Genomic DNA, 11,437 nt, shown 5'->3' on the forward strand with positions numbered 1-11,437 from the left:
GCCCCAGCCCTTGTCCTTCATCGCGGGGGCCAGCATCTGCGCCAGGAAAAAGGGCACCGAGAGGTTGAGCTCCAGCGTCAGGTCCCAGCCCTCTTCGGTCACGTCATCGGCGGGCTGTCGGGTATTCACACCCGCCGCCGTCACCAGGATGTCGGGCGCGCCAAAGGGGGCGGAGAGACGCTCCGCCAACCCCTCCCGCGCGGCGCGGTCCGCAAGGTCGCAGGCCACCACGGCGGCCCGGTCCCCGGTCTCAGCCTGCCAGTCGGCAAGCGCCTCGGCCCGGCGGGCGACGCCCACGACCCGCGCGCCCGCCGCCGCCAGCACCGACGCCGCCCGACGCCCGAGGCCAGAACGGGCCCCGGTGACGCAGGCCACGCGGCCCGTCAGGTCGAAGAGCCCGGATGGGTTGTCCATGTCAGGCCTCGGCGCTGAGGTCGAATACCTCGTCGGGGAAATACTTGTGCAGCCGGATGTCGGCTGTGCGCGCGTGCCCCTCCATGCCTTCCAGACGGGCGATGCGCGCGGTGGCCTCGGCCACGGGCTTGGCGCCTTCACGCGTGGCGCGCTGCCACGTCACGATCTTCATGTATTTGTGCACGCTGAGCCCGCCGGTGTAGCTGGCCGCGCCCGAGGTGGGCAGAACGTGGTTGGTGCCAGACGCCTTGTCGCCAAAGGCCACGGTGGTCTCCTCGCCCAGGAAGAGCGAGCCATAGCAGGTCAGCCGGTCGAGCCACCAGTCAAGGTCCTCGGCCTGCACCGTCAGGTGTTCGGGCGCGTAATCGTCAGAGGTGGCTGCCATTTCCTCGCGGTTGTCGCACAGGATGACCTCGGCATAGTCGCGCCAGGCGGCGGCGGCATTGTCGCGGTTCACGTCGGGCAGGTCCGCGATGAGATCGGGCACAAGGCGCATCACCTCTTCGGCCAGTGCGCGGTCATCGGTCACCAGCCAGACGGGCGAGTTGTAGCCATGCTCGGCCTGGCCCACCAGGTCGGTCGCCACCACCAGCGGATCGGCACTCGCATCGGCCAGGATCAGGCTGTCGGTCGGGCCCGCGATCATGTCGATACCGACGCGACCAAAGAGGATGCGCTTGGCCTCGGCCACGAACTGGTTGCCCGGACCGACGAGGATATTGGCCTTGGGCAGCCCGAAAAGGCCGAAAGTCATCGCCGCAACGCCCTGCACGCCGCCCATGGCCATGATCGTGTCGGCACCGCAGATATGGGCCGCGTAGATGATGGCAGGTGCCACCCCCACGCCCGGGCGCGGCGGCGAACAGGCGGTGATGTGACGGCAGCCGGCCACCTTGGCGGTGGTTACGGTCATGATGGCGCTGGCCACGTGGCTGTAGCGCCCCCCGGGCACGTAACATCCCGCCGCATCAACCGGGATCGCCTTCTGCCCCGCGATCAGGCCCGGCACCACCTCGTATTCCACGTTTGCGACGGTGTCCTTCTGCTTCTCTGCGAAGCGTTTGACGTTGTCATGGGCAAAGCGGATATCGGCCTTGAGCTTTTCGGGCACCAGCGCGCAGGCGGCTTCGATTTCCTCGGGGCTCAGGATGATGCTGCCTTCGTACTGGTCGAACTTGGCGGCATATTCCAGGGCCTTGGCATCTCTCCCCTGCTCGATGTCGTCGAGAATCCCCTGCACGATCTTGTGGGTCTCGGAGGCATCGCTCTTCGAGGTCAGGCTGGCTTTCTTGAGATACTCTCTCGGCATTTTGATTACCTGTATAGTTCTGGAAGCAGGGTGGTGGAGATCGCGGGCACGTAGGCGATCAGAAGGGTCACGATGAGCATGAAGAACACGAAGGGGATGGCCCTGTTGGCGATCCTCAGGATCGACTCTCCGGTGATACCGGAGACGACGAAGAGGTTGAGCCCGAGCGGCGGGGTGATGAAGCCCACCCCAAGCGCGGTGATCATCATGATGCAGAACTGAACCTCGTTCATGCCGATATTGTCAGCGAGCGGCTTCAGGATCGGCGCGAGGATCACGATATTGGGCGTGGTTTCCATGACGCAGCCCGCCGCGATCAGGATCAGGACCATCATGCCGATCAGCACGTATTCATTGTCCGAGAGCGATGTCAGCGCGCCCACGAAGCCCTGCGGCACCCCGATGATGGCCAGTGCCTCGGCCAGCGGGATCGAGAAGGCGATGATGGGCAGGATGACCCCGTTGACCTTGGCGGAGCTGACCAGCATGGCCGGGAAGTCCGACAGTTTCAGCGTGCCCAGGATGAAGCCCATCGCGATGGTCACCACCACGGCCACGGCCCCTGCCTCGGTCGGCGTCAGGCGGCCCGAGAAGATGCCGTAGAAGATGATGCCGGGCACCAGGAAGGCATACCAGCCGGACTTGATGGTCCGCCACAGGTTCGCCCGCCATTCGGCGGCGGTCATGATCCCCCCGCCTTCCCAGGCGTTGAGGCGGTTCATCACCACGTTGGTGGCCAGGATCGACAGCAGGATCAGCAGGCCGGGGATGAGCGCGGCAAGAAACAGGGTCGAAACGGCAATGCCCAGGACGAGGCCGATGATGATATAGGCGATCGAGGGCGGGATCAGGATGCCGGTACAGGCGCCAGCGGCCACCAGGGCGCAGGCATAGGGGCGCGGGTAGCCCGATTCCACCAGCCGGTCGATCGTCATCCGGCCCACGGCGGCCGCACCGGCCGCGTCCGAGCCCGAGATCGCGGCGAACATGCCGCAGACCAGGACCGTGGCAGAGCCGAAGCCGCCCTTGGCCCAACAGGTCAGCGCCTCGGCCACGTCGAGGAATTTTCGACTGAGCCCCGTTCGCACCAGAACGTCGCCGGTCAGGATGAAGAGCGGCACGGCCGTCAGCGCGAAGGCGTCGATGCCGGTGAAGAGCTTTTCGCCCAACAGGCTCAGCGGCAGGGCGCCGGACCAGTGCAGCATCAGGATCGACGCGGCCCCGATGGCCGCCCAGACCGGCACGGCCAAGGCGATGAGAATGACGAAGATGATAACGGGACCGTAAAAATCCCACCCCAGTTCAAGGGAAGTTTCCTGAAGCGCTTGCCACATCATGGCGCGGGTCCTCCCTTAATCGAAGAGCTTGTCGCCTTCGTAAACGGGCCGCCCGTTACGAAGATCGGAGAGGTCACGAAGGAACGACTGCACCAGGCGGAAGATCACCAGGGCAAAGCCGAACGGCACGGCGAAGAGGAACAGGTAGAGCCCGATCCGAAGCCCGTGCGTGACCGAGCCATAGGTCCAGGAGACATGCACCGCCTCCCACGACCAGTAGATCGCGATGACCGCGACGATGAACATCACGATATCGCCGAAGATGTAGAGAACGGCTTTCACCCGGGGGCCGACGTAATTCATGATCACGTCGATGCGGATATGGCCACGTTCGCGCACCGCCGCGGCAGCACCGATCCAGGCCAGGTAGATAAAGGAGTAGCGGACGATTTCCTCGCCCCAGATCGACGAGAAGGACAGCAGCTCTCGCCGCAGAACCTCGATCGCCATTGTGATGACCAGCATCACGTAAAAGACGAGGAGCAGCCAGCGCTCGGCGTTCCTGTCTATTGCATTGTAGAGTCTGGACATGGCCCCTCCGAACGCGCCCCGGCGTCACCGGTTCCCTCCCGTCGCGTATACCGCGCGGGTCGGGGTGCAGGCTGGCGCGCCCGTCGCGCGCCAGCCCATTGTGTTGTCGCTCTTAGGCGTCGTGGACGTAGTAGCGGCCCATGGTGCCTGCCGCCTCTTCGAGGCTGGCGAAGGTATCCATGTCGCCGGCGAGCTCCATCTTGAACTCGTCCCATTCGCTGCGCTGGTAGCCGCCTGCGGCCTGCCATTCGCCCAGTTGGTCATCGCTGAGCGAGTGGAACTCCACGCCGAAGTTGCGCAGTTCGGCCATTGCATAGGCGCGGGCCGCCGGAACCTTGGCCAGGTTCTGCTGCGTGGTGATCTCGCCTGCGAACTCGATGCCTTCCTGCACATCGGCGGGAAGCGAGTTGAACCATTCGAGGTTCATCGAGAAGACCTGCCCGTCCGGCACCGCCTGGGTGAAGGTGACGTGGCTGAGGATCTCGCCGAAGCCGAAGACATGCAGCGCGCCGACCGAGGGGTCGAGCGCATCGGCCACGCCCTGACGGATCGCCGAGGGGGTTTCGCCCCAGGCCACCGGCGTCGGGTTGGCGCCGACCATGCGGTAATACTGCTGCAGCATCGCCGAGCCGGGAACGCGGAACTTGACGCCTTCCATGTCGGCCGGGGTGATGATCGCGTCGCCGCCACGGCGCACGGCCACAACGCGCGGGTCGATCACGACGTAGTAGAGCGCCTTGAAGCCCGCCGCCTCGACGCGCGGATGCACCACGGTGTTCCAGGTGTCGGAGTTCACCAGGTTGGTGAAGCGCTGGTTGGAGCCACAGAAATAGGGCAGGTTGATCAGGTCAACCGCCGAGGCGAAGGGCGCGAAGTTCGACAGCGAGTGCTGCGCACACTGGATGGTGCCGCTCTGAACGGCCTGGGCCAGCGCGCCACCGGCGCCGAGCTGACCACCGGGGGCAAGGCGCACATAGACCTTGCCGTTGGTCATGTTCTGGATGTTTTCCTTAAGGTCCAGCTGCATGATCGGGTAGCTGCGCGACGCGCCAAGCACGTAGGCGGTGGCCAGGGTCATGATGTGATCGGCGGCATCCTCACGCGCGCGCTCCTCCTGCGCGGTCTGTGCGGCGGCCTGATCGGACCACAGAACACCCCCTGCCCCGGCGACCATCGCCGCGGTGAAGCTGCCGGTCCCGGCCAGCTTCAGGAAATTCCGCCGTTCGGCCGATTTCAGCTCCTGCTTGTCTTTGAAGTCCATTCCGCTTCCTCCCTTAGATTTTCTTAGCGGTTCTTCTCTTCAGCTTTCCGCCGGGCCTCCCGCATGAGAATGCCGACGACGAAAGTGATGGATGTCAGAAACAGCACGATCATCTCTTGCACGTCGTTCATGAACGACGCCCCGCCAAACGCGCCCAAGGCCACGTTCGTCACGAAGACAAGAAACAGAACTGCTGAAAGTCCGAAGATCATGGCCCCCTCCCGAGCCCGGCTTGATCGCCGATTCGGATTGAGTGTAAGCGCTTACATATATCCATGCAAGCGCTTACACGCTTCTTCCCGCCGGACGGTAATTGGTCTAGAACGGAAAGTAGCGCGACGACACAAGATGGAAAGGACCGGGGCGACAATGCCGAGCAGGCCGCAAAAACAGGGCAAGGGCGTTCCCACGCTGGAAGATGTGGCCAGGCTTGCCGAGGTCTCGACGGCCACGGTTTCCCGCTGTCTGAACTCGCCCGACCGGGTGGTGAAATCCACGCGCGAGCGGGTGATGGCAGCGGTCGATCGGCTGGGATACGCACCCAATTTCGGGGCCCGGGCGCTGGCCGCGAAGCGCACCAACACGATCGGCGCGATCATCCCGACGATGGAAAACGCGATCTTCGCGCGCGGCATCCAGGCCTTCCAGGAAGAGCTGGGCCTGCATGGCATGACGCTGCTGGTGGCCTCGTCGTCCTATAGCGAAGAGGTCGAGCGCGAGCAGGTGCGCACGCTTTGCGCCCGCGGGGCCGATGCGCTGCTGCTGATCGGGCATCACCGCGATGCCGGGATCTACGACTTCCTCGACGACCGGTCGATCCCCGTGCTGGTGGCCTGGGCCTATCAGCCCTCGCGCGGAAGATCGTCGATCGGGTTCGACAACCGCGCCGCCATGCGCGAGATGGCCGAGACGGTCATTTCCGAAGGGCATCGCAGGCTGGCCGTGATCTCGGCCCCCACGGCCGCGAATGACCGCGCCAGCGAGCGCGTCGAAGGCATCCGCGAGGCGATGGCGGCCCATGGGCTGGACCCCACCGGGCTGCACCTGGTCGAAACACCCTATTCCGTCGAGAACGGCGATCGCGCCTTTGGCGAGGTTATGGCGGGCAGCGCGCCGCCCACGGCAGTCTTGTGCGGCAACGACGTTCTGGCCGTGGGGGCGCTGCGCGCGGCCCGGCGCATGGGGCTGTCGGTTCCCGGTGACGTGTCGATCACCGGCTTTGACGACATCGAACTGGCGCAACTGGTCGAGCCCCCGCTGACGACGGTGCACGTGCCCCATCGCGATATGGGCCGGAAAGCCGCGCGCATGCTGGTCGAGGCGCTGAATGGCGAAGCCACAGGCGACAGCATCCGGCTGGATACCTGTCTGATCCGCCGCCAGACCCTGGGCCCGGCCCCCGAGTGAACGCTTACATGGCCTGGTAGGCCTTGCGCACCATGTCCGCCAAGGCGCGCACGGGTTCGGTCTTGGCCATTTCCGCGCCATACATGTTGATCTTGATGCGCGGCAGGTCGGGCAAGGCACCGCTGTGCTTGATCCGCTCCACGTAAGGAGGCTCGGCCCCCTTCACGCAGGCATGCACGGCCAGGTCGGCGCTGATCGAGGCCTCGACGGTGCGGGAATTGTCGCTGTCCACTGCCATTTCCCAGCTGATCCCGGCACGGTCCAGCGCCTCCTGCACCGGCTTGCGGAAAATGCAGAGCTGTTCGAAGGCCAGCCGCAACGGGCGCTGCCGCCATTCGTTTCCGTCAATCGCGCCCACCCAGACCAGCGGGCGTTCCTGAAGCGTCTCACCCCCCGCATCGAGCGCCGATTCCGTGGTCAGGGCAAGGTGCAACTCGCCCCTCTCAAGCATGCGGCGCAGGCGCGAGGTATAGGAGCTGACAAGCTGCACCTTCATGCGCGGATAGGCGGCGTTGAAGCGGTGCAGCACCTGCGGGATCGCGGGGTAGACGATGTCATGGGGCACGCCGAGCATCAGCTCGCCCTCGTAATCCTGCGCGGTCAGACGGGCCAGCACCTCGTCATTGAGGTCGAGCATGCGCCGGGCATAGCTCAGCATCTGTTCACCCTCGTTGGTCAGGCCGAGCTTGCGCGCCGAGCGGTCGATCAGCGATACGCCCACGCTTTCTTCCAGCCGCTTGAGCTGCATCGACACCGCTGACTGCGTGAGGTTGAGCAACCCCGAGGCCTTGGTCACCCCGCCCGCGTCAGCCACGGTGACGAAGGCGCGCATTGCGGTCATGTCGAGGTTTCTCATTTCATCAAGCCTTGTGATGATAGATTTCAAAAACATTCATTTTTCTTATGTCATGGCCTGCTGTATATATCAATCATCGAGATATGAACCCCGCCGATATTCAAGATTTGGAAAGAAAAGCCGATGACCTACATTGCCGACCGCTCTGCCGTCTATGCCCCGCGCCGCATGGGCACCCTTGCCTTCGCCCGCGCCGCCCTCGCCGCCTGGCGCCAGCGCCGCGCGTTGCAGCGCCTTGATGCCAGCGCAATGGCCGACATGGGGCTGAGCGAAGCGGACATCGCCCGCGAAGCCACCCGTCCGGCCTGGGACGTGCCGCAAAGCTGGCGCTACTGACCGCCCCCGGATTCACCACTCGAAAAACAGCACTCTCCCTGTCGGGTGAATCTTGAAAAAACGCCCCGCCTTACCGATATTGTCGGGCAAGGCGGGGCGTTTTCGCGTTCCGCCACCCAACAACGCCTTTATCGGAGGACCAGATGGCTCAATACGACACGATGCGCGCACGCGCCGGCGGCATCAGTGCCGCCCAGATCGACGAGGGGCTTCGCGCCCATATGAACAAGGTCTATGCCACCATGTCCGTGGGTCTGCTGGTGACGGCAGGCGCGGCCTGGGGCATCGGCACCTCGCCGGCCATGCTGTCCATCTTCCGTGACCCGATGACCCTGCAACCCAACATCCTGGGCTGGGCCGTCATGTTCGCACCGCTGATCATGGTCTTTGCCTTCGGCGCCATGATCAACCGCCTGTCGGCGGCCGGCGCGCAGCTGTTCTTCTACGCCTTCTCGGCCGTGATGGGCATCTCGATCAGCTGGATCTTCTCGGTCTTCACCGGGATTTCCATCGTCCAGACCTTCCTGATCACCGCGATCGCATTCGCCGGGCTCAGCCTTTATGGCTACACCACCAAGCGTAACCTGTCGGGGATGGGCACGTTCCTGATCATGGGCCTGATCGGTATCATCGTGGCCTCGATCGTGAACATCTTCCTCGCCTCGTCGGCGCTGCATTTCGTGATCTCGGTTCTGGGTGTGCTGATCTTCGCTGGCCTGACCGCCTATGACACGCAGACGATCAAGAACACCTATATCGACCACGCCCGCCACATGGATGAAGAGTGGCTCGGCAAGGCCGCGATCATGGGCGCGCTGAACCTCTATCTCGACTTCATCAACCTGTTCATGTTCCTGCTGCAGTTCCTCGGCAATCGCGAGTAACGCGCAGAGCGGATGACCAGACGGAAGGGCCAGCCTCGTGCTGGCCCTTTTTCGTTGAGCGGGGGGCGCGGCGCGCTAGGTTTCACCCCATGACCCAGTTTGCCGATGTTGCCCTCTTTCCCTTGTTTGCCATTCAGGCCCTCTGGGTCGTCGCGCGGGCCGAACGCCTGCCAGAGCCGCCGGGGCCGCGCTCAGGAGTTGGTGGAGATGGCCCCGACCTGCGCCTTCTGATCCTGGGGGACAGTTCCGCGGCAGGGGTCGGGGCCGAGCGGCAGGAAGACGCGCTGAGCGGGCAGCTGGCCCGCGTGCTCTGCCCCCATGTGCGGCTGCATTGGCAGCTGGAGGCCGCGACGGGGGCCACGACGGCCAGTGCGGCAGCCCGCCTTGCCACCCTGCCCCGCCAGCCCATCGACGCCGCCCTCGTGGTGCTTGGCGCGAACGACGTGACCCGGCTGAGCGACCTTTCCAGGGTCCTGGAGCGGCGCATCGAGATTGCGAACAGGCTGCGGGAGGATTTCGGTGCCTCCAACGTGGTGATGACGGGTGTGCCCCCGATGGGGGTCTTTCCGCTCTTGCCACGGCCCCTGCGCGGCCGGCTCGGTCAGCGGGCCGCCCGGCTGGACCGCGCCCTTACAGAGGCCGCGCCGCAAGCGGGCTTCCAATACCTGCCCTTCACGCTGCCCTTCCGTCCCGACTACATGGCGCGGGACGGGTTCCACCCCGCGCCCCTTGCCTATCGGGTCTGGGCCGAGACCTTGGGCCCTCATCTGCTGCCGGGGCCATCTGCGCTGCCCTGAGCCCAAAACGACACCGGGCCGCAGCTGGATCAGCGCGGCCCGGTCCCGGATAACCCTGGATGCAGGATCTTACTTGATCTTGCCTTCCTTGTATTCCACGTGCTTGCGAACAACCGGGTCATATTTCCGGACGACCATTTTCTCGGTCATGGTGCGTGCGTTCTTCTTGGTCACGTAGAAGTGGCCGGTGCCCGCCGTGGAATTCAGGCGGATCTTGATGGTGGTCGGCTTCGCCATGTCAAACTCCTGCAAAGCGGGGCGCAGGGGCGTTGGCCCGGCGCTCGTGTCTCTGGTTGAGCGCGTCTTTTACCGCCCGGCGGGATGGTGTCAACCGAAAAGGGGCCAAATTGCGAGGCTCCACCCCGCCCCGGCCAGCGCCATGGTGCCCAGAACGCTCAAAAGCCCCCACTTACGGTGCAGAAGCAGCCATCCCGCAAGCCCTGCCAGCAGAATCGCCCCGAGATCGACCGTGGCCGGATCGGGCAGCCAAAGCTGCGCGGGCCCCAGGGCCACCTGCGTCACGCTGCCGAAAAAGACATGCAGCGCGAACCAGAGCGAGAGGTTCAGAATCACCCCCACCACGGCGGCGGTGATGCCCGAGAGGGCCCCGTTGAGCCGCGGCTGGCCGGTGATCCACTCCACGTAGGGGGCAAAGGCGAAGATCCAGAGGAAGCAGGGCACGAAGGTGACCCAGAGCGTGACAAGCGCCGCCGCCAGGCCAAGCCACAGCCCGCCCTGCCCGGCCCCGGCCAGGAAGCCCACGAACTCGGTCACCAGGATCAGGGGCCCCGGCGTGGTCTCCGCAAGCCCGAGCGCATCCATCATCTGCCCCGTTGTCAGCCAGCCGTAATCGCCCACCACCTGCTGAACCATGTAGGCCAACACCGCGTAGGCTCCGCCGAAGGTCACAACGGCCAGCTTGGCGAAGAAGAGCCCCACCTGCGTCAGCAGACCCTCGGGGGCGACCAGCCACAGCAGAAGTAGCGGCACCAGCCAGAGCGCGCCCCAGGCCGCCACCGTCGTCAGCGTGCGGGCCGTTCGGACGCGCGGTGCGGCGGCAACGGCGGCGTCGGCCTCCGCCTGCATCCAAAGGGCACCCGCAAGAGCCGCCCCCGCGATGATGAGGGGGAAGGGAAGCGCAAAGGCGAAGAGGCTGAGAAAGGCCAGAGCCGCCAGCCCATAGGCCACCGCCCCCTTCAGCGCCTTGCGCCCCACGCGCAGGAGGGCCTCGATCACCACCACGATGACGGTGGCCTTGATCCCCAGGAAAAGCGCGGCGACGAGGGGCAGCTGACCGAAAATGGCGTAAAGCGCCGCAAGGAGCAGAACCACCAGCGCCCCGGGCAGCACGAAAAGCCCCCCCGCCAGAAGCCCGCCGCGCGTGCCGTCGAGCCGCCAGCCCGCATAGGTGGCCAGTTGCATCGCTTCGGGTCCGGGCAGCAGCATCGTGAAGGACAGCGCGCCCAGGAACTGACGTTCGCTCAGCCAGTCGCGGGTCTCGACCAGCTCGCGATGCATCAGGGCAATCTGCGCTGCCGGACCACCGAAGGACAGAAGCCCGATCCGCCCGAAGACGCGCGCCAGTTCCGCCAATGATCGTCGATCGTCTGCCATGGTCCCCTCCTGCCTGTCTCCCTTGGACCCGGCTTCGACAGGATAGACAAGCCCCGGCTTCATTGTTCCGCAAATATCCCGGGGTTTGGGGCAGAGCCCCAAGAGGACGACGAAAGGCAAAAGGAAACGCGCGGAGGGCCTGTAAGCCGGATTCTGTCCCCCGCAGGTTTCCCTGCGGATGGATGACCATTCCTCTCGGCCTGCGATTGCCCGCAGGCTCTAGCTGCCAACCCGGACCTCTCGGGCTGAAGCGGCCCTGTGACACGCACGCGAGGTCCCTATTTGGCATTGCTCCCGGTGGGGCTTGCCGTGCCGGTCCTGTTGCCAGGCCCGCGGTGGTCTCTTACTCCACCGTTTCACCCTTACCGCCGGCGGTATCGGTTGCCCGACCGGCCCGGTGGCGGTTTCATTTCTGTGGCGCTTTCCGTCGGATTGCTCCGCCCGGGCGTTACCCGGCACCGTTGCTTCAGGGAGTCCGGACTTTCCTCGACCGGGTCGCCCCGCCCGCGGCCATCCAGCCCTCCGCGCGACGGGCATCTAGGGGGGCACAACCGGGGCCGTCAAGAGCGGCCGCGAAATCCGGCGCGGATTTCGACCGGTTTTCTTCGACAGAAAACCGGCGCACGGCAGCTGTCAGGCCGGGTGCCGGTCGGCGAGATCGGCCATGATCCCCATGTCGCGCGCATCGAGC

Annotated in this window: 13 protein-coding genes and 1 other RNA gene; 4 read left to right on the forward strand and 10 right to left on the reverse strand. The window is 65.2% G+C overall.

Annotated elements, in window-relative coordinates:
* From ACEQXV_RS15975 to ACEQXV_RS16000, 6 genes are all read right to left on the reverse strand, one after another.
* Window positions 1-414: SDR family NAD(P)-dependent oxidoreductase (locus tag ACEQXV_RS15975; RefSeq protein ID WP_370269992.1), on the reverse strand; the 414-nt coding region annotated here is incomplete at its 3' end.
* 1 nt (window position 415) lies between these two features.
* Window positions 416-1,723 (reverse strand): histidinol dehydrogenase, encoded by a 1,308-nt coding sequence (hisD, locus tag ACEQXV_RS15980; protein ID WP_370254983.1) that lies wholly within the window; start codon window positions 1,721-1,723, stop codon window positions 416-418.
* Between the two features lie 5 nt (window positions 1,724-1,728).
* A complete protein-coding gene (locus tag ACEQXV_RS15985) occupies window positions 1,729-3,057 on the reverse strand; it encodes a TRAP transporter large permease (RefSeq protein ID WP_370255004.1) in 1,329 nt (442 codons plus the stop codon).
* Window positions 3,058-3,075: 18 nt separating this feature from the next.
* Entirely contained in the window at window positions 3,076-3,591 is a 516-nt protein-coding gene (locus ACEQXV_RS15990; RefSeq protein WP_370254985.1) for a TRAP transporter small permease, read from the reverse strand.
* A gap of 112 nt (window positions 3,592-3,703) precedes the next feature.
* Window positions 3,704-4,852 (reverse strand): TRAP transporter substrate-binding protein, encoded by a 1,149-nt coding sequence (locus tag ACEQXV_RS15995; RefSeq protein WP_370254986.1) that lies wholly within the window; start codon window positions 4,850-4,852, stop codon window positions 3,704-3,706.
* A 23-nt stretch (window positions 4,853-4,875) separates the two neighbouring features.
* Window positions 4,876-5,064 carry a hypothetical protein gene (locus ACEQXV_RS16000; protein ID WP_370254987.1) on the reverse strand — a complete coding sequence of 63 codons (189 nt, stop codon included), beginning with the start codon at window positions 5,062-5,064 and terminating at the stop codon, window positions 4,876-4,878.
* A 157-nt stretch (window positions 5,065-5,221) separates the two neighbouring features.
* Here ACEQXV_RS16000 and ACEQXV_RS16005 point away from each other — a divergent pair, with 157 nt between their 5' ends.
* Entirely contained in the window at window positions 5,222-6,259 is a 1,038-nt protein-coding gene (locus ACEQXV_RS16005) for a LacI family DNA-binding transcriptional regulator (protein ID WP_370269994.1), read from the forward strand.
* Window positions 6,260-6,263: 4 nt separating this feature from the next.
* Here the strand turns inward: ACEQXV_RS16005 and ACEQXV_RS16010 are convergent, their stop codons facing one another.
* Window positions 6,264-7,115, reverse strand: a complete 852-nt coding sequence (locus tag ACEQXV_RS16010) for a LysR family transcriptional regulator (RefSeq protein WP_370269995.1) — start codon at window positions 7,113-7,115, stop codon at window positions 6,264-6,266.
* A 123-nt stretch (window positions 7,116-7,238) separates the two neighbouring features.
* On the opposite strand from ACEQXV_RS16010, the gene ACEQXV_RS16015 reads away from it, so the two are divergent.
* The 3 genes from ACEQXV_RS16015 (at window position 7,239) to ACEQXV_RS16025 (ending at window position 9,132) form a co-directional block, all read left to right on the forward strand.
* A complete protein-coding gene (locus ACEQXV_RS16015; RefSeq protein WP_370254992.1) occupies window positions 7,239-7,451 on the forward strand; it encodes a DUF1127 domain-containing protein in 213 nt (70 codons plus the stop codon).
* Window positions 7,452-7,594: 143 nt separating this feature from the next.
* Complete coding sequence (locus ACEQXV_RS16020; RefSeq protein ID WP_370254993.1) at window positions 7,595-8,335, forward strand: Bax inhibitor-1 family protein; 741 nt, start codon at window positions 7,595-7,597, stop codon at window positions 8,333-8,335.
* Window positions 8,336-8,424: 89 nt separating this feature from the next.
* Entirely contained in the window at window positions 8,425-9,132 is a 708-nt protein-coding gene (locus ACEQXV_RS16025; protein WP_370254994.1) for an SGNH/GDSL hydrolase family protein, read from the forward strand.
* Window positions 9,133-9,201: 69 nt separating this feature from the next.
* On the opposite strand, the gene rpmG is transcribed toward ACEQXV_RS16025, so the two are convergent.
* The 3 genes from rpmG to rnpB form a co-directional block, all read right to left on the reverse strand.
* Window positions 9,202-9,369 carry a 50S ribosomal protein L33 gene (gene rpmG / locus ACEQXV_RS16030; protein WP_007814563.1) on the reverse strand — a complete coding sequence of 56 codons (168 nt, stop codon included), beginning with the start codon at window positions 9,367-9,369 and terminating at the stop codon, window positions 9,202-9,204.
* A 90-nt stretch (window positions 9,370-9,459) separates the two neighbouring features.
* Window positions 9,460-10,746 (reverse strand): chromate efflux transporter, encoded by a 1,287-nt coding sequence (chrA, locus tag ACEQXV_RS16035; RefSeq protein WP_370254997.1) that lies wholly within the window; start codon window positions 10,744-10,746, stop codon window positions 9,460-9,462.
* A 126-nt stretch (window positions 10,747-10,872) separates the two neighbouring features.
* Window positions 10,873-11,272: RNase P RNA component class A (rnpB, locus tag ACEQXV_RS16040), an RNA gene on the reverse strand.
* Window positions 11,273-11,437 lie beyond the last annotated feature (165 nt).

The organism is Nioella sp. (assembly GCF_964229645.1).
GTDB lineage: Bacteria > Pseudomonadota > Alphaproteobacteria > Rhodobacterales > Rhodobacteraceae > Nioella.

Excerpts from the sequence above, each read along its gene's own strand:
- rpmG (WP_007814563.1), bottom strand. The coding sequence starts at position 9,369 with ATGGCGAAGCCGACCACCATCAAGATCCGCCTGAATTCCACGGCGGGC.
- chrA (WP_370254997.1), bottom strand. The coding sequence starts at position 10,746 with ATGGCAGACGATCGACGATCATTGGCGGAACTGGCGCGCGTCTTCGGG.
- ACEQXV_RS16010 (WP_370269995.1), bottom strand. The coding sequence starts at position 7,115 with ATGAGAAACCTCGACATGACCGCAATGCGCGCCTTCGTCACCGTGGCT.
- ACEQXV_RS16015 (WP_370254992.1), top strand. The coding sequence starts at position 7,239 with ATGACCTACATTGCCGACCGCTCTGCCGTCTATGCCCCGCGCCGCATG.
- hisD (WP_370254983.1), bottom strand. The coding sequence starts at position 1,723 with ATGCCGAGAGAGTATCTCAAGAAAGCCAGCCTGACCTCGAAGAGCGAT.
- ACEQXV_RS16020 (WP_370254993.1), top strand. The coding sequence starts at position 7,595 with ATGGCTCAATACGACACGATGCGCGCACGCGCCGGCGGCATCAGTGCC.
- ACEQXV_RS15995 (WP_370254986.1), bottom strand. The coding sequence starts at position 4,852 with ATGGACTTCAAAGACAAGCAGGAGCTGAAATCGGCCGAACGGCGGAAT.
- ACEQXV_RS16000 (WP_370254987.1), bottom strand. The coding sequence starts at position 5,064 with ATGATCTTCGGACTTTCAGCAGTTCTGTTTCTTGTCTTCGTGACGAAC.
- ACEQXV_RS15985 (WP_370255004.1), bottom strand. The coding sequence starts at position 3,057 with ATGTGGCAAGCGCTTCAGGAAACTTCCCTTGAACTGGGGTGGGATTTT.
- ACEQXV_RS16025 (WP_370254994.1), top strand. The coding sequence starts at position 8,425 with ATGACCCAGTTTGCCGATGTTGCCCTCTTTCCCTTGTTTGCCATTCAG.
- ACEQXV_RS16005 (WP_370269994.1), top strand. The coding sequence starts at position 5,222 with ATGCCGAGCAGGCCGCAAAAACAGGGCAAGGGCGTTCCCACGCTGGAA.
- ACEQXV_RS15990 (WP_370254985.1), bottom strand. The coding sequence starts at position 3,591 with ATGTCCAGACTCTACAATGCAATAGACAGGAACGCCGAGCGCTGGCTG.